Source organism: Bradyrhizobium sp. BR2003 (genome assembly GCF_009720285.1).
In the GTDB taxonomy this organism is placed as follows: Bacteria; Pseudomonadota; Alphaproteobacteria; order Rhizobiales; family Xanthobacteraceae; genus Bradyrhizobium; species Bradyrhizobium elkanii.
Window position 1 is genome coordinate 1 of the sequence record NZ_SMYJ01000023.1, and the last position, 17650, is coordinate 17650.

A 17650-nucleotide genomic window follows, 5' to 3' on the forward strand; every position below is an offset into this window, starting at 1 on the left:
TCGCCCCTCGCCTACTCGGCGGCCTGCAGCTGCTGCGGCGGATTTTCCTTCGCCACCATGCGGTCAATGACGCGCCGCGCCCACATTGCGCCAGCGTCGATGTTGAGATTGTAGAACACCCGGTCCGGATTCTCGTCCATCGCGCGCTGCTGCGCTTCCAGGATGATCTCATCCTCATGGAAGATCCCCGCGACGCCGTCGCGGATTTCCGAGGTCAGCCGCTGCTCGGTGATGCGGTGATTACGGACGAAGGCCCAGAAATAATGGCAGGTCTTCTCGGTCTCGGGCGTGATCGTGTTCAGCACGTAGCCGTTGACGCCCTGCGAACGATCGCCCTCCGGCGCGCCCGAACCAGCCGGCGCGACGCCGACGTCGATGTTGACGGTGCACGGCGCTTCGAAGCGGATGATCTGCCAGCGATCGACCGGGCCCGGCCTCTGCAGCTGCCTGGCCCAGAACGGCGGCGCCTCGATGCCCTTCATCCAGCGCGTCACGGTGACCGTCTTCTCGCCATGGGTAACGTCGAACGGCGCCTCGGCGACCGCATCATTGCCGATGCTCGAGCCGTGCACGAAGGTCTCGTGCGTCAGGTCCATCAGATTGTCGACGACGAGGCGATAGTCGCATTTGACGTGAATGGTCTTGCCGTCGCCGGCCCAGGCCGGATCGTGGTTCCAGTGCATGTCGGGCACCAGCGCGGGATCGGCTAGCGCGGGATCGCCCATCCAGAGCCAGATGAAGCGGTGGCGCTCGACGACGGGATAGGCGCGCACGCAGGCCGACGGATTGATCGTCTCCTGCGAGGGCATGAAAGTGCAGCGGCCCTGCGCGTTGTATTTCAGGCCGTGATAGCCGCAGACCACGGCATCGCCGTCGAGCCGGCCCTTGGAGAGCGGCACGAGGCGATGCCAGCAGGCATCCTCCAGCGCCACCACCTCGCCGTCGCCCTTGCGGTACATCACGACATGCTTGCCGCAGATCGTCCGCGGCAACAGCGCGTGCTTGATCTCGGCATCCCAACCGGCCGCGTACCACGCGTTCATTGGAAAGGGTTTTGGCATTGGTCCGCCTTCTCAGCATCTATGGATACGTTATGTATACGCTTGGTGCGTGAAATCAGCAAGTGAGAGGTATCTAGGTAATTTTGCTTGAGTTGTGGTATACACAAATGCATCAGATGGCCGCCTCCAGGAGAACTAGCGACAGCGTGGCGCGCGATTTTCCGAGATGATGGGAGAAGCAGCTAGGCCGCGCTGGAGGCGGTCAGCGGATCGAAGGCTGGACTCTTCAAGAGCCTGCGCAATTTGTCGGAGGCGCCGGCGGTCGGCTTATGAGTTCGACGCCGCGCGGGTCGAGGCCGACTGGACATCCTTGATGTTGATGACGACGGCGATGCGCTTGACCATGCCGCTGCGGTAGGCCTGCAGGAACTTGTCGTAGTGCTTGACCGAGATGCAGCCGTTGGAGTCGCCGTTCGGCCCGAGCATGTAGCTGTGGACCAAGAGGCCAACGCGCCCGAACGTGTCGCTGCCATCGACCGGGGTCATGCGCAACGCGGGTACGCCGTGGAACAGCTTCTCGCGCGGCTTCATCTCATAGATGCCGGGCGGCGTCGCACCGGCGTTGCGGGCGTTCACATGCGCGGGATCGTCGAGCAGATTGCCGAGGCCTGAATGCGCCTCGAACTTGGTACCGTCGGGCATGTACACGATGCGGCCGGTGATGTCGTAGACGGCCGTGGTGCTGTCATAGCCGAGCTTGCCGAGATCGGGACTCGGACCGGACAACAATCCGTCATTCGGATCGAGCGAGGCCAGTTGCAGCTTGCCCGGCATCATGTCGGCAATCTTCTGCAGGAAGGTCCGGTTGTCGCCCTGCTGCACCGGCGCCTGCGGCGGTGGCGGCTGATCGTTCCGTGCAAGCAGATTGGCCTCGGCCGGCCGCGACCGCGGCATCGGCACGGTGGACGTCGTCGCGGTGGTCGTGGCAGCGACGGACGCCGTCGCCGACTGGCTGGTCGGCAGTTCGGTCTGCGTGTCGCGCAGCTGGCCGGCCAGCGCGTCCTCGATCTGGCCGAACTCGGAATTGAAATCGCCGCGGCTCGAACGGAACCCGCGGCGCAGTGGATAATAGAGTGAGGCCGAATTGATCGTGGAGCGCGAGCCGAAGCGATCGTCGAAGTTCAGCGAGGCGGTGGTGTTGGCGAGCGCCGGACCGTGAAGCCATGCGGTGGGGTCGATGCCGACCGTCCAGGCGGCAAGGCCAGACGACAGGGCAAGCGCGCTCACGGCAAATGCCGTGCTGCCCACCAGAGACATGCCGCGGCTCGACTTACGCCGGGCAGGTTTCGTCGTTCGTTGACCCATCAATCCCCAAGTTCGGTGCTCTGGGGCCTGTTACCCGGCCCACCGGGATTCACCGATCACTCATCATATCAGGGAATTAGAGTAAGGCATAATCGAGACGAAGCCGACAACGAGAGGTTTTTTAAACGTTTTTCGGATGGAAAGTGCCAGAGAATCAGCCTTGGGCGGGCTGAATTGACCGAAAAGGTCCCGATTCGGGACGATTTCGACGGCTCAGGCGATCTTTTCTTCCCAGAGGGTGAGCACCGGAACCGGCCTTCCGATGGCATAACCCTGGGCGTAGTCGACCCCGATCTGGCGCAGTTCGTCCAGGATCGCGAGGTTCTCGACGAATTCCGCGACCACCTGCTTCTGCATGATCTTCGCGGTCTTGGTGATCATCTCGACCATCGCCCGATCGACCTTGCTGTTCAGGATCTCTTTCACGAACGAACCGTCGATCTTGATGATGTCGACCGGCAGGTGCTTCAGATAGGCGATCGAGGACATGCCGGTGCCGAAATCGTCGAGCGAGAAGCTGCAGCCGATCTCGCGCAGCCGCGCGATGAACTTCTGCGCCTCGTCGAGGTTCGAGATTGCGCTGGTCTCGGTGATCTCGAAACACACCGATGCCGGCGAAACGTCGAGTTGTGCGAACAGCCCGGCGACGAAGTCGACGAAGTCGCTGTCGCCGATGGTGGCGCCGGACAGATTGATGGCGTAGCTGGCAATCTTGCGCGGCTGGTGCTTGCGCTCGGCGATGATCTCGAAGGCGCGGCGAACCACCCAGCGGTCGATCAGCGGCATCAGCCCGTAGCGTTCGGCGGCGGGCAGGAAACTGCCGGGCGGCACCAGCGCGCCGCTCTCGTCGCGCAGGCGCAGCAAGAACTCGCGCCGGTCGTTGCCTTTCAGCGCGCCGTTCACCGGGCGGATCTCCTGCTCGTAGAGGCAGAAGCGCTCCTCGTCCAATCCCTTGCGAATGCGATTGACCCAGCTCATCTCGGCAGCCCGCACGGCCATGCCGGTGTCGGACGGGCGGTGCTCCTGGACGCGGTTGCGTCCCTTGTCCTTGGCAAGGAAGCAGGCGACGTCGGCAAGCCGCAGCGCGTCCTGCACGCCGGCGCTGTCGGCCAGCCCGACCAGGCCGATGCTCGCGCTGATCCGGAAGCTCGACCCCTCATAAACGAAGTTCGACTGCTCGATCACCGCCCTGATCCGCTCGGCAACGTCGGCAGCGACGTCGTGCGTCGCGGAGCCGTCCTCATGCAGCAGAATGCCGAACTCGTCGCCGCCAAGACGCGCGACAAGGCCGCTGCTGCCGACTTCGGCCGCAAGCAGCCTCGCCACCTGCTTCAGCAACCGGTCGCCCGCCATGTGGCCGCAGGTGTCGTTGACGATCTTGAACTGATCGAGATCGATCAGCATCAGGTCGGCGCCCATGGCCGGCGAGCCCGACATCGCCTTGTGCAGTTCGAACTCGAACTGCCGCCGGTTGGCAAGGCCGGTGAGCGCGTCATGCGAGGCAGCCCACGCCAATTCCTCGACCAGCCGCCGCTCGGCGGTCATGTCGTGAATGATCATGACGCGGCCCGCCGGTTCTCCGGCATGCACGATCGGGGTCTCGACCACCGAGACCGGCACGCTGGAATGGTCCGGCCGCACCAGGAGCTGCGGCCGGCTTTCGTCGTCGGCGTCGGCCGTCTGGAACGATCCGCGCACCGGCTGCTCGGCAATGTTGAACAGCGACGCCAGCGGCCGTCCCGTCACCTCCTGCCCTGCCGCGATGAGCCGCTGCGCGGCGGCATTCATGTAGTCGACCCGATCGTCCTGCGTCGTCACGATGACGGCGTCGCCGATCGATGCCAGGGTGAGCTGGGCGCGCTCCTTCTCGACCGCGAGCGCGGTCTCGGCAAGCCAGCGCCGCCACAGCATCCGCCGCGTGTGCACCAGCACGATGCCGGCCAGGCAGGCCGCGATCACGAGGTTGACCAGCAGCAGCAGCGCGGAGACTTGGCGCGACGCCTTGCCCAGATGATCGGAGAAATCGACCGCAAGCGTGCTCAGCGCGGCGTCCACCGCACCGATCCGCTCGGCCCAGTGCCTGATGGTCGCAGCCGACGGATCGTGCAGCGCGACGTCGTTCGCAGCCTCGTTCCGGATTTCGATCAGCTGATCGAGCAACGCATCCGAATTGCGCCATGCCGTCACCGCGCCGGCCACGTGGTGCATCTTGCGGAAATATTTGAACAGCCAGATCAGGCCGCCGATGTCGTCATCATGATTGCCTGCCCTGGCGAAGCCGGCCCTCGCCACGGCGTCATTGTTGCCGGGCGCTTCCAGGGCGCGCCGCGCCGCACGATCGGCCAGCGGCACCGCGATCGCGGCGTCGAACTTCTGCAGATAGAGCGGCGCACCGGTGCTGACATAGGTCTGCAGGTCGTGAATGGCATCCTTCTGTCCCTTCGACCACATGCTTTCGCCGGCCACATAGGCCCTGACCGCAGACATCACCTGCAGGCTGCCGGCAGACAGGCCGCCCAGCAGCAGCACGATGGCCAGCAGAGGTCCAACCACCCGCCACAATGACCAGCTTCGAAACGAAAAGAACATGCCCAATGCGCCCGACCCCTGAAATTATCGGGCGAGCCTAGGAACCGTGACTTAACCTCACGTTGCAAAACGCGATGAGTTTGAAACGACTTGGCGGCAGCACAATTGCGTCAAACTTTACGCAACGGCCGCGACGCTCAGGGACGCAGCGTCGGCGATGTGTTCGGCGCCGGCGCCTGCTCCATCTCGGCCTCTTCGGGTAGCTTGTCGGCATGGACGGCGAGCGGCGTGCCGATCCACAGCGGATCGTCGTGGTGGTCGCGGCGCGGATTGGTGGTGTTGGGATGGACCAGGATGCTCAGGCTGCCGTGGTTCAGCATCAGCCACGGCACCAGGGTCGGAAACAGCTCGGCCGCAAACGCCACCTGATACATCGCCTGATCGTGCGGGCCGACCTTGACGTCGTGCCAGCGTCCGAGCGTGACCAGGAAGCGCTCGCCGATCCAGTTGCGCAGCCGTTCCGCCTCGCCGCGGCTGGTCGCGGGGTCGTAATAGACATGGGCGTGATAGCTGGCGATCTCGCCGATCGTCCGTGGCGCGTCCGTCATCTCACCCCTCCCTCTGCGGCCGGTCATTTGCGCCGCAGCACACTGAACTGGAACGACTGCGTCGCGCCCCAAGGCGTGACGTGCCGATGCGGCTGCTCGGCGACCAACTCGAACGCCGGACCGATGGTCCTGCTGAGCGTTGCGGGATCATAGCGCTGCACCGGCAGGCCGCTGCACTTCTCCGGGCCATCCAGCGCGAAGGTGCCGATCACGGCGTGACCGCCTGCTTTCACGCCGCGATGCAGCCGGTCGAGATAGGCCGCGCGGTCTGGTTCCTCGACCAGGAAGTGGAACGCCGCACGATCGTGCCAGATGTCGAAGGCCTGCTGCGGCTGCCAGACCGTCGCGTCACCCAGGATCCAGCGCACCGGGTCACCTGCTGCGCCGATCCGCTGCCGCGCGCTGGCCAGCGCCGCTTCGGAGAGATCGAGCAGGGTCACATCATGAAAGCCGCTCGCCAGCAGCGCATCGACAAGTCGCGAGGCTCCGCTGCCGATGTCGACGATCAAGGCGTCGCGGCCGGGCGCAACCGATTCGATCAGGCGCAGCGACGGCTGCGGATCGGCTTGCGACCAGCTCACCTGCTGCTCGCCCTTGGTCAGATAAACGGCCTGCCAATGCGATTGCCGATCAGAAGCGGTCATGGCGATAGGTCCCGAAAGCGGCAACAACCTGCGTTGCGCGCCATTAACCATCAGCTAGGCGCGGCGGTCTCTCGCGTCAACCGGCAGCGGCGGGCACGCACGGCGGCGCAGCGGCAAATGCCGCATTTGCTTCGCCGCATTTTCCAACTAACCTGATGGCCGGGTTGAGATCGGGGCGTCCGGGGATGGCCAATTTCGGCTGGACACGCGGCAACAAGCCTGCACAAGCGGAGGACGCCGCCAGCGATTTGCGCGGCCTCAGCGATCCGGCGGCGTTTCTCGCCGCGCTCGACAAGGTGGTCCCGCGCTATCTCGATCTCGCCGACAATGGCGTGCTGGTCTATCCGGCCTGCAAACGCAAGTCCGGCGATCTGCTCGGCAACATCGGTGCGATCTGGGAGCACACGCGGCTTGAAGCGATGCGCTATGTTCCGATGGTGCCGCGGCAGGACATCTCGCTGCTGGTCGATCCGGCCCGCCAGGCGGAGATGATCGATGCTTTCCTGCGCCAGCGCGCGCACGACAAAACCGTCGTCGATTTCACCGGCACCGCGATCGAGGATTACGGGATTGCGATCTACGCTGGCCTGAACTGGCTGAACCATTGCGGCGCCCTCGTGGGCGCCGATCCGCAAAAGTTTTCCGGCACGCTGCGGAACTTCCGCAGGGTCATGGTGGTCGCCCAACAGTGGTGGGCGATCGACGGCGCGGCCGAGCGTTGCCGGCAACTGCTCGAAGCGCGCGAACGGCCGCCGCTGGTATTCTTCCTGCTGTGGGCCGAATGCACCAATTTGGCGCGCGAAATCGCAATCGCGGCGGCCGGTCCAAATGCAACCGAGGACACTATCTCGCGGATGCGCGCGGCGGAAGATCCGGAACAGCTGACCTAAAGCATGATCCGGAAAAGTGCGAAGCGGTTTTCCCTCGCGACAAACGCGGGACGCGTTTGTGCGGAGATCATGCTCAAACAAAGAGCTAAAGCGCGATGACGATTCAACCTAATCACATCGCGCTTTAGAGAAGCCGGCGGAGCCCACCCGTCAGGCGACAGGGTCCGCATCGGCGGACGCCAGTAGCAATTCCTTTGACTTGCGCGAGATCAGGCGGGCCAGCTCGCTCTGCCTGTAGGTCTCGACGAACTTGACGGCGAAGCCGTTCGGCAAATGCCGGACCACCCGCCCGACGCAGGCGCCGATCGCAAGCGGCATGCCGACCGGCGGCTGCGCCTCGGAGGAGACCGCCGCGCCCGACAGCGACATGTCGATGATGAAGCAGCTCTGGATGGTGCCGTCCGCCAGCGTCAACATGGCGTGCGGCGCGACCGGAACGAAGCGCGGATTATTGCGCGCCTCGCGGATACTCGGATCCTTTTGCTTCTTCTCGATCCAGGTCAGCTTGTCGGCGAACTTCTCACGCATGGCATGCGTCATCTCGAGTTCGAGCAGGAAGCTGCCGCTCATGGTGTCGGTGATGCAGCCGTCGAACTTGCCGAACTCCTCGAAATACGAGGTCAGCCGGTCGCCGACCTTGCCGACGACGGGCACGTCCACGATCATCCGGAACGGCGAGACGCGCGTGGTGCGGCAGGCGAAGGTGCGCAATCTGCCCTGGGCATCGTACCAGTTCGGCAACGTGTAGCTGCCGTTGACGGCGATCTTGACCGCGCGTTGCTTGAGAAATTTTTCGACGGACACGACTGAACCTCGCCCGAGGCGATGGGAGTGCACGGAGGGCTGGATTGACCGGCTTCACTGCCGGTCCGGTGGTGGGGAAGTCCGCTACCGACGCGATGGCGGCGGGGAGCCGCGGCACGCATCCCAGCGCGTGGCGGAATGGTCCTGGCGCGCAGGTGCGTACATCCATACCGTCGAAAAACTAGCAAAAAGTTAAACCGGGACGGAGCGCCGGCGGCGCACTCTAAGGCGCAACCGTTGCGCGTCCGTTTATTTTGCGAACCGTACAACTACCGGGAGAGTTACCGCCCTGCAATGCAATCGCGCCGTGCTCCAAACCGCCTGCCCCGGCTGTCGGCCGGGTGCTAGCGTTCGCCGAAATCAGACCGGACCCCTCATATGCCAAACATGTCGAACAAATCGCTTGCCGACGGCAAGATCCTGCAAGACGTCGTCGACGGCGTCGGCGTCATCACCTTCAACAATCCCGACAAGCGCAATGCGATGTCGCTGGAGATGTGGGAGGGGCTCGGCGAGGCGCTGAGGGCGTTGCGCGACGATCCGGCCGTCCGCGTCGTGATCCTGGTCGGCGCCGGCGACAAGGCCTTCGTATCGGGTGCCGATATCAGCCAGTTCGAGAAGACCAGGCACAACGCCGAGGCCTCCGAGGAATATTCACGGCGCAGCGCCGCCCAGCGCGCCCTGCTCGCCGACTATCCGAAGCCGACCATCGCCTGCATCCGCGGCTTCTGCCTCGGCGGCGGCATGCAGGTCGCGATGCTGACCGATATCCGCATCTCAGGCGCCAGCGGCCAGTTCGGCATTCCCGCCGCCAAGCTCGGCATCGCCTATGGCTATGACGGGCTGCGCCACCTGGTGTCGCTGGTCGGCCCGTCCTGGGCGCGGCTGATCATGTATACCGGCATGCGGATCGACTCCGCCGAGGCGCTGCGGATCGGCCTCGTCGATCGCGTGCTGCCGGACGCCGAGCTCTGGGACGCGACCATGGAGATCGCGCGCACCATTTCGGGCAACGCGCCGCTGGCGATCAAGGCCGCCAAGATCACCATAGCGCAGGTGCTGAAGGATCCCGCCGATCGCGACATGGCCGCGATCAGGCAGATCGGCATCGAATGCATGGACAGCGCGGACTTCCGCGAAGGCCGCAGCGCCTTCATGGAGAAGCGCAAGCCGCAGTTCAAGGGCCGGTAGCGGCGTCCTCATCCGCACCTGTCATCGCCCGATTCGATCCGGGACGATCCAGTACGCCGCGGCCCATCGGCTCAAGCATGATCACCTCTGGAATACCGGATCACCCGCATGCGCATGCGCGAGTGATGACACCGGGTGGTCACTGAGTTATTTCCGTATAACGGAATATTACCCGCCGATTTGCCCGACGCGTCAAGTTGCCCGGTCGAACCCCCGCCGCCGCCGGCTACTTTGCATGGGGTTGTTTTCGATATTTTGGCAGTGCGCTCGCGATTGACCTGCCCGCTACTTTTTCTCGCTGACGGGCACCGTGTAGTTCAGGATCAACCGACCGCCGTCGGGATAGATGGTCTGGCCGGTGATATAGGAGGCATCGTCGCTGGCCAGGAATGCCACAACGGAGGCGACCTCGCTCGGCTCGCCGCAGCGGCCGGCCGGCGTGCGCGACAGCACGCTGCGCCGCGCATCCTCGGACGAGAAGATCGCCGTCGCCACCATCTCGGTCAGGATCGTGCCGGGTCCGACCGCCACGACGCGAATGCCGTGCGGCGCCAGCGCCACGGCGGCGACCGAGGTAAGCTGCTTCATCGCGCCCTTGGACATCGCATAGGTCGCGAGCGAGGGGATCGCGAGCAGCGCGTTGACCGAGGACATGTTGACGACGACGCCGCCACCGCCCTGCGCGATCATCTGGCGCGCGGCGGCCTGGACGCCGAAGAAGGCGCCCTTGAGATTGATCCCCATGACGTCGTCGAATTCGGCTTCGCTGATATCGAGGAAGTCGCGGTTGCGCGCGACGCCGGCATTGTTGACCATGACGTCGAGCCGGCCGAACTCCTTCACCGCGGTCGCGACAATGCGATCGACATCGGCGCGCTTGCTGACGTCGGCCTCGACCGCCCGCAGCTGATCGATATGTCCGAGTTCCTGGGCGGTGTGGACGAGCCCTGCAGCGTCGACATCCGAGATGACGACCCTGGCGCCGTCGGACAGGAAGCGCGCCGCGCAGGCCTTGCCGATGCCGCGTGCCGCGCCGGTGATGGCGACGACCTTGCCGGAATTCTTCATGGGAGTGCCTCCAGAACAACCTGTTCACCGAGCAATAGCGCATTGCGCGTCGGCAGGGAACGCGGCGGATTCTCCGGACGAGACCTCAGGACTTCATGCGCGCGAGAATCCGGTCGGCCTCGGTACGCCAGTCGTCGGCGCTGCGGGCGAAGTCCGGCGTTCCTCTGGGTTCGAACACGCCCTCATCGGCAAGGTCGGCGATCCAGCCCTGCCGCTCGGCAGTGCCGGAGGCAGACCAAGGCGTCAGCCCGGCCTCGCGCACGGTCTCGGCCACCTCTCGATCACCATGGCCTCCAGCCCCGAGATTGTCATCAGTTCAGGTCCCGTGTTGTGTCGTCGAACAGTTCGTCGACCGTGACGCGCCGGGGGACCAACGCCTGCTGCACGCAATAGTCGATCATCAGTTCGAGCGGCTTGCGGTTTGCCGCGACGCGCGCATCCATGCCCCGGTCGTGGTCGTGAACGAGCGGATGCCGACCCGCTTGCCTTCGAGTTCGGCGGGCACGAGCGTGCCGCGGTCGGCGCGACACAGCGCGTGGCCGTGCTGGAAGCGGCCGACCATCGTCGCCGGCAGCAGCACCAGCGGTTTGCCGTGCGCCCTTGCCATCAGATAGGTCACAATCGCCATCTCGCAGACGTCGAATGCCTGCTCGCGCACCATCGGCTTGAACGCGGCGTTGGTCGGCGTGAATTCGGTGAAGTCGAGATCGAACAGGTCGGAGCGAAGCTCACCGTTCTTCACCGCCCGGATGTGCGGATGATTGCCGAGCACGGCGCGTAGCCGAAGTTTCGCCATCGCGACAGGCTCCGGACGCTCAGGTCACCACTCGCCCTGGATTTGCGCCCGGCGCCATGCGCGGCGCGGGCGCCCCTGCGTCGAGCGGCGCGGCCTGCAACGCGGCGACGGTGGCACGCACCAGTTCCTCTATGGCGTGGCCAGCATCGGTGCCGTCGGCGCTGCCGCGCGACAGCCGCGAGACGCGCTCCGGCGTCACCAGCGTGTAGTAGAGCGCGCCGAGCAGGAAGTGGCTGCGCCAGACCAGATCGGTACGCGGAATATGCGGCAGGCTTTCATGGATCGCGTCGATGAAGGCATGGCTGGTGTCGTCGAAGGTCTGCGCGATGATCTTGCGCACGACCTCATTGCCCTCGGCCGACATGATCGCACGCAACCGCGTGAACCGCGTTCCGCCGCCGGCAAGATCGCTGCCGGACGTAAAGGCCGGCAGCACATAGGCGCGCACGATCGCCTCGAGCCGGTCCTGCAGATCGCGCACCCGCCGCGCCGCCGCCAAAAGCTCGGAGCGCCGGCGGTTCATCGGGCCGCAATGGCGCCGATAGATTTCCAGCAACAGGCCGTCCTTGGTCCTGAAATGATAGGTCACGCTGCCTGGATTGGCGCCGGCGGCCTGCGCGATATCGCGCACCGAGACGGCGTTGAAGCCGTAGGTCGAGAACAATTCCTCCGCCGCGGCGAGGATCGCCTCGCGCATGTTCGGCTTGCGGGTGCCGGCGGCGGCCTTCACGCCAGACCTGGCAGGTTTGCGGACCATATTTGTACTATCGTCCAAATAATCCGGTCGCGTCAACAACGCCGCGCGGCGCGCATCCGTCAGGATAGTTTGACGTCAGGCTCGGCACGACCGCGCGCGGCGGCCTCGAGCAGGAACGTCCGGCCATGCTCGGGATCGGCCGCACGCTGCGCCTCATCCATGTCCTGCCAGGCCGAGGTGACCAGCACGCGCGAGAAGTCGCGGCCGACGAATGCCGGGCAGCTCGATTGCCTCGCCGGTACGCGCAGCGAACGCAGATGCCGGCCGGCGGGATCGTAAACGTCGACGCAACCGCCGCCCCAGCGCGCGTTCCAGATCATCCCGTCGGCATCGATGATCGCGCCGTCGAGCCCGCCACGGCCTCGATGCCTGATCAATTCGGCGGCCTCGCCGACCGGCAGTCCTGTTGATGGATCGAGCGGCACGCGATGCAGCACGTTGGTCGCGGTATCGGCGAAATAGCCGATGTCGCCCGCGGGCGAAAAGCAGATCGCATTGGGGATGGTGATCCCGCGATACAGCCGCACGATGCGGCTGCGGTGCAGCGCATAGATCGCACCGGCGCCCTGCTCGGCATAGCGCCCCATGGTGCCGAGCCAGAACGTGCCCGACGGATGCACACGCGCGTCGTTGGAGCGCGTCAGCGGATTGTCGGCCTCCAGCGCGGCGAACAGCTCCAGGCGGCCGTCGGCAATGTACCGTACATAAAGTCCATCCTCGGTGAGGATCAGCTGCCGCTCGCCGTCGATCCGCGCCAGCGCGCTCGCCATTTTCGGCAACTCATGGATCATAGTGCTGCCACATGTAAATCGATGCTCGAACAGGCGGCGCTCGCGGATGTCGAACCACCAGGCGGTGTCGGTCGCCGCATCATAGGTCGGGCCTTCGCCGAGATGGCAACGCTCCGCCGACAGCACCGATGTCGGCACCTCTTCCATCAGCGGCCCGGCGGCACGGTCGGTCATGGCGTCACTCACGCGGTTGAGAAGCGGTAGACGATGCTGCGCCGATAGAGCTGCCCCGGATCGAGCCGCGCCGACGGGAAGTCGGGCCGGTTCGGCGTATCAGGCCAGGCATGCGGCTCCAGACAGAGCGCGTCGGATTGCCGGTACAGACGACCGCCCTTGCCGGCGGTCGAGCCGTCGAGGAAATTGCCGGAATAGAACTGCAATCCCGGCTGATCGGTGAACAACTCCATCACGCGGCCGCTGTGCGGCGCCTCAAGGCGCGCAGCAAGGCGAAGGTCCATCCCCGAGGCCAGGCAGAAATTGTGGTCATAGCCGCGCCCGAGCCGCAGCTGCTCGTCATTCATCCTGATCCGCGCACCAATGGCCGTGGGCTCGCGGAAGTCGAACGGCGTACCGTCGACCTGCCGCGGCGGCTCGTGGAGCGGGATCGCCGTGGCGTCCACCGCGAGGAAATGGTCGGAGACGATCGTCAGGCGATGATCGAGGATCTGCATGCCCGAGCGCGCACCCTCGAGATTGAAGAAGCTGTGATTGGTGAGGTTGAGGCAGGTCGGCCGGTCGGTCGTCGCCTCGTAGGTGACCGAGAGCTCCATCGGGTTGCGCACGCTGTAGGTCACCCGCGTCTGAAGGTTGCCGGGATAGCCCTCCTCGCCATGCGGGCTCTCGCGCGCCAGCACCAGCACCGGCCCCGGATCGTCCGATAGTTCGACGATCCGCCACAGCTTGCGATCAAAGCCCTGCAGGCCGCCGTGCAGCGCGTTTGGACCGTTGTTGGCGTCGAGCTGCACGGTCTCGCCATCGAGCACGAAGCGCGCGCCGGCGATCCGGTTGGCGTAACGGCCGACCGTCGCACCGAAGAACTTGCGCTGTGCGAGATAGCCCTCGAGCTCATCGTGGCCAAGCACGATGTCGTCGCAATCCCCCTCACGATCCGGCGCAAGCAGCGCCTGCAGTGTGGCGCCGAAGGGAAGGATGGCGGCCTCAAAACCGTGTTCGCCGCGCAAGATCACGCGCTCGACCACGGTGCCGTCGTGCAACGTGCCGAAGGGGGCGCGACCGATGCTGGCTGATGTCATTGTCAGTCCTCGAACGCCTCGACGAGGCGCCGTCGCCCCAGCATGAAGCTATCGGCGACAAGCCGCAAGGGTGCGAGATCGACATCGGATTTTCCTTCCGAGGCCAGCGCGACGAAACGGCGGTACAGCGCGGGATATTCGTCATCCGGCGCATCGACCACCAGCCTGTTGCCATCGCGCAGCTGCCTTCCACCTTTCGACAGCGTCACAGGTCCGGCATCAGTCTCGCACAGGATGTCCCAGCTCGGCGATCCGGTCTGGCGGAAATCGAATTCGGCATGGATTGGCAAGCCGCTCGCGTCGGAGAGTTCGATCTCTGCCGCAATCGGCGCCTCGCGATTGGAGGGAAAGTCCAACGTCGCGCTTCTGATGAAGACCGCACGCGGCAGGATCTCGGTCAGGATCGACAGCGCGTTGATGCCGGGATCGAACACGCCGAAGCCACCCGCCTCGAAGATCCAGGCCTGGCCCGGGTGCCAGACGCGCACGTCTTCCTTCCAGATGATGGTCACCTTGTTGATGGTGCGACTCGCGAGCAATTGCCGCGCAGGGCCGACCGCGGCCGCATAGCGCGAATGCCATGTGGCAAACAATGTCCGGCCCGCCTCCTGCGCGGTCGCGATCAGCGGCGTGAGTTCGCTTACCGTCGTGCCCGGCGGCTTCTCCAGCAGCACGTGCTTGCCCGACGCGAGCGCGGCGGAGGCCTGCGCGTGGCGCATCTGCGCTGGCGTACACAGCGCGACCGCGTCGATCTCCGGCCCGTCGCACAACAGCTCCTGCAAATCGCGGAAATGCGGCAAGCCGGGCGGGGTCTTGACGGGATCAGCCACCGCAACGAGAGCCACGCTTGACGCCTTCGCGATCGCAGGCACGTGCTGCCGGCACGCGATCTCGCCATAACCGACGATGGCGATGCGAAGCAGGTCACTCATGGCCGTCCTCGCGTTGCGGTCCACCTGGCCGGCTGAAGCCGCCAGGCAGAATCATAAGCCAGCGCCGAATACCAACGGCATGATGTGATTTTGGTTGCGGACACGCAAGTCCACGACGCTCTGTTGCGGCCTCGCGGCCGAGGCATCGGCTTTTATCAATCAAGGTCGATGCGCCAGATTCCCGTTTTGACGGGCGTTCTTCAGGCGGACCGGTCACCGCTTCGCCCGAAATTGCGCTAGCGTGCGGCCTCAAACCCGCCGAGCACTGCCGTCAGATTGGCGCCGAGGATGTCGGAGAGATAGCCGCCCTCCTGCACCAGCACCGTCGGCAGCCCGAAGCGGGCCAGCCCCTCGCCGATGCGGCGGAAGCCGTCGGTGGTGACGGCGAGACCGGCAAGCGGGTCCTTCTCGGAGGCGTCGAGACCGAGCGCGACCACGAGCGCGGTCGGGGCGAAGGAGCGGATCGCCTTCTCCGCCGCTGCGAGCGCCTTCATGTAGTCGTCGTCACCGGTGCCCTTGGCGAGGGGAATGTTGAGATTGGTGCCGAGGCCGCCTCCGGCGCCGCGCTCATGCGCATAGCCCCAGACGAAGGGGTAGAAGAACGACGGATCGGCGTGGATCGAGACGGTGAAGACATCCGGCCGCTCATAGAAGATGCCTTGCGTGCCATTGCCGTGATGCACGTCGACGTCGAGGATCGCGACGCGCTCATGCTTCTGGCGCAGATGTTCGGCCGCAATCGCGCTGTTGTTGAGGAAGCAGAAGCCGCCGGCGAGGTCGCGATAGGCGTGATGGCCGGGCGGACGGCACAGCGCGTAGACGGCGTCCTCGCCGTCCAGCACCATCTGCGCGGCGGTGGCCGCGACGTCGCTCGCGGCGCAGGCGCCGGCCCAGGTGCCGGGACCGATCGGGGCCGCGGTGTCCATCGTATGCCAGCCGAGCTTGCCGACGATATGAACTGGGTACGTGCCGGCAGTGCGCACCGGGTGAATGTTCGCGATCATCTCGGGTCCGGCATTGCCGAGCGCCGACCATTCGTCCCAGGCGCCCGCGAGAAAGCTCAGATATTCCGGACTGTGCACGCGCGCCCGCGGCCCCTGCCCGAATCTGGTCGGCTCGATCAGCGTGTGATTGCCGGCCTTCAGGCCCGCCAGCAGGCGGTCGGCGCGTTCGGGCTGTTCGGTGGTACGCTGGACCACACCGCGGACCAGGAAGAATTGTGGATCATGGCTGCGGTGCAGATCACTGTAGACGGCCTTCACGGGGACACTCCTGTTTGATCGGCGGCTGAGCTGGACAGAGCGAGGGCAATGTGCCGCACGCAAGCTTTGGCTTGCGCGTTGTACACTATCAGCGACGGCGACGATCTGAAACCGAGCGCGATTTCATGCTATGCCCGCATGCAGCGCAATGATTGAAAGACGCAGGACGCGAAGTCCGGCCATGGCCAGCGGCAAGACGGAGACGGAGGAAGCGGCAACCGGGCGGCGCGGGCGGCCGCGCTCCGCCGCGACCACGGCCGCGATCCTGGAAGGCGCCTATCAGCTGATGGCGACGACCGGCCTCGCCGCGACCACCATCGACGCGATCGCCAGGCATTCCAACGTCTCGAAGATGACGATCTACAAATGGTGGCCGTCGCGCGAAGCGTTGCTGATCGATGCCTTCCTCGACCAGGCCTCGCGGGCCGTGCCGCTGCCCGAAACCGGCAGTCCGGTGGCCCGCGTCCGCCGCCACGTCGCAACCTATGTCGAGGCGTTGCAGGGCGAGTTCGGTCGGGTGCAGCTCGCCGTGATCTCGGAATGCATCTCGAAGACCGGCACCGCGGAGCTGTTCTACGAGCGTTACCTCGGCCTGCGCCGCAGCAAGATGCTGGAGATCATCGCCGCCGGCCAGAAGGACGGCAGCATCGGCGCGCCGGGCGTCCCCGCCGACATCTATGACGCGATCTATGGCAGCCTGTTCTACCGCTACGTCTTCGGCATCAAGCCGTTGACGCAGCCCTACGCCCGCAATCTCGTCAATCTGGTGCTGCGGCCACGCGCGGACGCTTGACTATCAAGCAGAGCGCTCGCGCTGACGGCGGAACCAGGCCCAGGTCTCGCGCGTGACGGCCCGGTAACTGCTGCCGCGATACACGATGTGGCCATCGACGATCGCGTTCAGCTTCGGCAGTGCATGGAACGGCACCGTGGGATAGGCGTGGTGCTCGACATGGTAAGGCATGTTCCATGCGAACCATTTCATGATCCTGCCGGTCATCGTGGTGCGCGTGTTCTCGAACGCGCTCCGCGTCCGCTCGCAACCGGTGTGCTCGGCATAGAGATAGGGGCGCAGGATAAGCTGACCGGCCAGGAGCGGCACGATCCACACCCAGAGCAGGATCGCACTGTGAAGCGCGAAAGATGCCGCGAGCAACAGCAGGTAGCCGGCGAGATAGAGCCTCGCCTCCAGCACAATCGCGGCGCGCTTGTGTTCCGGGATCCACGGCACGGTCACCTGTCCGGTGAGTGCATGCCAAAGCATCAGGCGGATGCGAACCAACACCTGCAGCAGTCCCGAATAGGCGACCGCGAGCTGGGTGTCCGACGCGGGCTTGGGGCCGACGATCAGCTCCGGGTCTTTCTCGGGATCCTGCGTGTAGCGGTGATGATCCCAGTGAAACAGGCAGTAATACTGGTAGGGCAGTCCGATCATGAAGGCGGACAGATTGCCGACGACAAGATTGAGCGCCGGACTGCGGAACGCCGTCTTGTGCGCGGTCTCATGCACCACCATGAACAGGAACGCGACGAAGTAGCCCTGCACGGCCATCAGCGGCAGCGCCCATGGCAGGCCGTGGCGCGACGAGACCAGGAAGATCAGCGCGCCGACGATGACGATCATCCCGTAGTGGCTTGCCGCACGCACCGTGCCGGCAAGATTCGACTTGATCGACAAATCGCGCAAGGTCAGCGGGCTGAGCGGCTTCAGGCGGGGTCCGGCGTCACTGGTCTCTGCGGTGCTCATGGTCGTCTCACC

18 protein-coding genes and 1 pseudogene are annotated in these 17650 nt (G+C 65.2%); 3 read left to right on the plus strand and 16 right to left on the minus strand.

Annotated elements, in window-relative coordinates; translation table 11 throughout:
* Nucleotides 1-11: 11 nt before the first annotated feature.
* The 5 genes from E2I15_RS15965 to E2I15_RS15985 form a co-directional block, all read right to left on the minus strand.
* Nucleotides 12-1061: an aromatic ring-hydroxylating dioxygenase subunit alpha gene (locus E2I15_RS15965; RefSeq protein ID WP_137483819.1), complete on the minus strand. Its 1050-nt coding sequence runs from the start codon at nt 1059-1061 to the stop codon at nt 12-14.
* 267 nt (nt 1062-1328) lie between these two features.
* A complete protein-coding gene (locus E2I15_RS15970; RefSeq protein WP_137483818.1) occupies nt 1329-2318 on the minus strand; it encodes a DUF2778 domain-containing protein in 990 nt (329 codons plus the stop codon).
* A 261-nt stretch (nt 2319-2579) separates the two neighbouring features.
* Nucleotides 2580-4955, minus strand: coding sequence for a putative bifunctional diguanylate cyclase/phosphodiesterase (locus E2I15_RS15975; RefSeq protein ID WP_137483817.1), 2376 nt, complete (start codon nt 4953-4955; stop codon nt 2580-2582).
* A gap of 137 nt (nt 4956-5092) precedes the next feature.
* Nucleotides 5093-5503: a DOPA 4,5-dioxygenase family protein gene (locus E2I15_RS15980; RefSeq protein ID WP_028338548.1), complete on the minus strand. Its 411-nt coding sequence runs from the start codon at nt 5501-5503 to the stop codon at nt 5093-5095.
* Nucleotides 5504-5526: 23 nt separating this feature from the next.
* Entirely contained in the window at nt 5527-6147 is a 621-nt protein-coding gene (locus E2I15_RS15985; protein ID WP_137483816.1) for a class I SAM-dependent methyltransferase, read from the minus strand.
* A 185-nt stretch (nt 6148-6332) separates the two neighbouring features.
* On the opposite strand from E2I15_RS15985, the gene E2I15_RS15990 reads away from it, so the two are divergent.
* Complete coding sequence (locus E2I15_RS15990; protein WP_137483815.1) at nt 6333-7037, plus strand: hypothetical protein; 705 nt, start codon at nt 6333-6335, stop codon at nt 7035-7037.
* 150 nt (nt 7038-7187) lie between these two features.
* On the opposite strand, the gene E2I15_RS15995 is transcribed toward E2I15_RS15990, so the two are convergent.
* Nucleotides 7188-7841 carry a PilZ domain-containing protein gene (locus E2I15_RS15995; RefSeq protein WP_137483814.1) on the minus strand — a complete coding sequence of 218 codons (654 nt, stop codon included), beginning with the start codon at nt 7839-7841 and terminating at the stop codon, nt 7188-7190.
* A gap of 378 nt (nt 7842-8219) precedes the next feature.
* Here E2I15_RS15995 and E2I15_RS16000 point away from each other — a divergent pair, with 378 nt between their 5' ends.
* Complete coding sequence (locus tag E2I15_RS16000) at nt 8220-9032, plus strand: enoyl-CoA hydratase (RefSeq protein ID WP_137483813.1); 813 nt, start codon at nt 8220-8222, stop codon at nt 9030-9032.
* Between the two features lie 285 nt (nt 9033-9317).
* Here the strand turns inward: E2I15_RS16000 and E2I15_RS16005 are convergent, their stop codons facing one another.
* The 9 genes and pseudogenes from E2I15_RS16005 to E2I15_RS16040 form a co-directional block, all read right to left on the minus strand.
* Nucleotides 9318-10100, minus strand: a complete 783-nt coding sequence (locus E2I15_RS16005) for an SDR family NAD(P)-dependent oxidoreductase (RefSeq protein ID WP_028333266.1) — start codon at nt 10098-10100, stop codon at nt 9318-9320.
* A gap of 85 nt (nt 10101-10185) precedes the next feature.
* A pseudogene (locus tag E2I15_RS16010) lies at nt 10186-10380 on the minus strand (NAD(P)-dependent oxidoreductase); the annotation flags it as partial.
* 31 nt (nt 10381-10411) lie between these two features.
* The gene (locus tag E2I15_RS39555; RefSeq protein ID WP_276487545.1) at nt 10412-10543 is read right to left on the minus strand and encodes a hypothetical protein; all 132 of its coding nucleotides are present in this window, start codon (nt 10541-10543) and stop codon (nt 10412-10414) included.
* Entirely contained in the window at nt 10501-10896 is a 396-nt protein-coding gene (locus E2I15_RS16015; RefSeq protein ID WP_246668457.1) for a substrate-binding domain-containing protein, read from the minus strand. The genes E2I15_RS39555 and E2I15_RS16015 overlap by 43 nt, the downstream gene beginning before the upstream one ends.
* Nucleotides 10897-10915: 19 nt before the next feature.
* Nucleotides 10916-11653 carry a TetR/AcrR family transcriptional regulator gene (locus E2I15_RS16020; protein ID WP_137483812.1) on the minus strand — a complete coding sequence of 246 codons (738 nt, stop codon included), beginning with the start codon at nt 11651-11653 and terminating at the stop codon, nt 10916-10918.
* A 59-nt stretch (nt 11654-11712) separates the two neighbouring features.
* A complete protein-coding gene (locus E2I15_RS16025; protein WP_137483827.1) occupies nt 11713-12591 on the minus strand; it encodes an SMP-30/gluconolactonase/LRE family protein in 879 nt (292 codons plus the stop codon).
* Between the two features lie 35 nt (nt 12592-12626).
* Nucleotides 12627-13697 carry an aldose epimerase family protein gene (locus E2I15_RS16030; protein WP_137483811.1) on the minus strand — a complete coding sequence of 357 codons (1071 nt, stop codon included), beginning with the start codon at nt 13695-13697 and terminating at the stop codon, nt 12627-12629.
* Nucleotides 13698-13699: 2 nt separating this feature from the next.
* Complete coding sequence (locus E2I15_RS16035; protein ID WP_155262424.1) at nt 13700-14629, minus strand: Gfo/Idh/MocA family protein; 930 nt, start codon at nt 14627-14629, stop codon at nt 13700-13702.
* A gap of 236 nt (nt 14630-14865) precedes the next feature.
* Entirely contained in the window at nt 14866-15891 is a 1026-nt protein-coding gene (locus E2I15_RS16040) for a histone deacetylase family protein (protein WP_137483809.1), read from the minus strand.
* Between the two features lie 181 nt (nt 15892-16072).
* On the opposite strand from E2I15_RS16040, the gene E2I15_RS16045 reads away from it, so the two are divergent.
* Nucleotides 16073-16684 carry a TetR/AcrR family transcriptional regulator gene (locus E2I15_RS16045; protein ID WP_137483808.1) on the plus strand — a complete coding sequence of 204 codons (612 nt, stop codon included), beginning with the start codon at nt 16073-16075 and terminating at the stop codon, nt 16682-16684.
* 3 nt (nt 16685-16687) lie between these two features.
* On the opposite strand, the gene E2I15_RS16050 is transcribed toward E2I15_RS16045, so the two are convergent.
* Entirely contained in the window at nt 16688-17638 is a 951-nt protein-coding gene (locus tag E2I15_RS16050) for a fatty acid desaturase (RefSeq protein WP_137483807.1), read from the minus strand.
* Nucleotides 17639-17650: the final 12 nt, after the last annotated feature.

Excerpts from the sequence above, each read along its gene's own strand:
- E2I15_RS16015 (WP_246668457.1), bottom strand. The coding sequence starts at position 10,896 with ATGGCGAAACTTCGGCTACGCGCCGTGCTCGGCAATCATCCGCACATC.
- E2I15_RS15965 (WP_137483819.1), bottom strand. The coding sequence starts at position 1,061 with ATGCCAAAACCCTTTCCAATGAACGCGTGGTACGCGGCCGGTTGGGAT.
- E2I15_RS16050 (WP_137483807.1), bottom strand. The coding sequence starts at position 17,638 with ATGAGCACCGCAGAGACCAGTGACGCCGGACCCCGCCTGAAGCCGCTC.
- E2I15_RS15990 (WP_137483815.1), top strand. The coding sequence starts at position 6,333 with ATGGCCAATTTCGGCTGGACACGCGGCAACAAGCCTGCACAAGCGGAG.
- E2I15_RS15975 (WP_137483817.1), bottom strand. The coding sequence starts at position 4,955 with ATGTTCTTTTCGTTTCGAAGCTGGTCATTGTGGCGGGTGGTTGGACCT.
- E2I15_RS16020 (WP_137483812.1), bottom strand. The coding sequence starts at position 11,653 with ATGGTCCGCAAACCTGCCAGGTCTGGCGTGAAGGCCGCCGCCGGCACC.
- E2I15_RS16030 (WP_137483811.1), bottom strand. The coding sequence starts at position 13,697 with ATGACATCAGCCAGCATCGGTCGCGCCCCCTTCGGCACGTTGCACGAC.
- E2I15_RS15980 (WP_028338548.1), bottom strand. The coding sequence starts at position 5,503 with ATGACGGACGCGCCACGGACGATCGGCGAGATCGCCAGCTATCACGCC.
- E2I15_RS16000 (WP_137483813.1), top strand. The coding sequence starts at position 8,220 with ATGCCAAACATGTCGAACAAATCGCTTGCCGACGGCAAGATCCTGCAA.
- E2I15_RS16025 (WP_137483827.1), bottom strand. The coding sequence starts at position 12,591 with ATGGAAGAGGTGCCGACATCGGTGCTGTCGGCGGAGCGTTGCCATCTC.
- E2I15_RS15985 (WP_137483816.1), bottom strand. The coding sequence starts at position 6,147 with ATGACCGCTTCTGATCGGCAATCGCATTGGCAGGCCGTTTATCTGACC.
- E2I15_RS15970 (WP_137483818.1), bottom strand. The coding sequence starts at position 2,318 with ATGTCTCTGGTGGGCAGCACGGCATTTGCCGTGAGCGCGCTTGCCCTG.
- E2I15_RS16035 (WP_155262424.1), bottom strand. The coding sequence starts at position 14,629 with ATGAGTGACCTGCTTCGCATCGCCATCGTCGGTTATGGCGAGATCGCG.
- E2I15_RS16045 (WP_137483808.1), top strand. The coding sequence starts at position 16,073 with ATGGCCAGCGGCAAGACGGAGACGGAGGAAGCGGCAACCGGGCGGCGC.
- E2I15_RS39555 (WP_276487545.1), bottom strand. The coding sequence starts at position 10,543 with ATGGATGCGCGCGTCGCGGCAAACCGCAAGCCGCTCGAACTGATGATC.
- E2I15_RS16005 (WP_028333266.1), bottom strand. The coding sequence starts at position 10,100 with ATGAAGAATTCCGGCAAGGTCGTCGCCATCACCGGCGCGGCACGCGGC.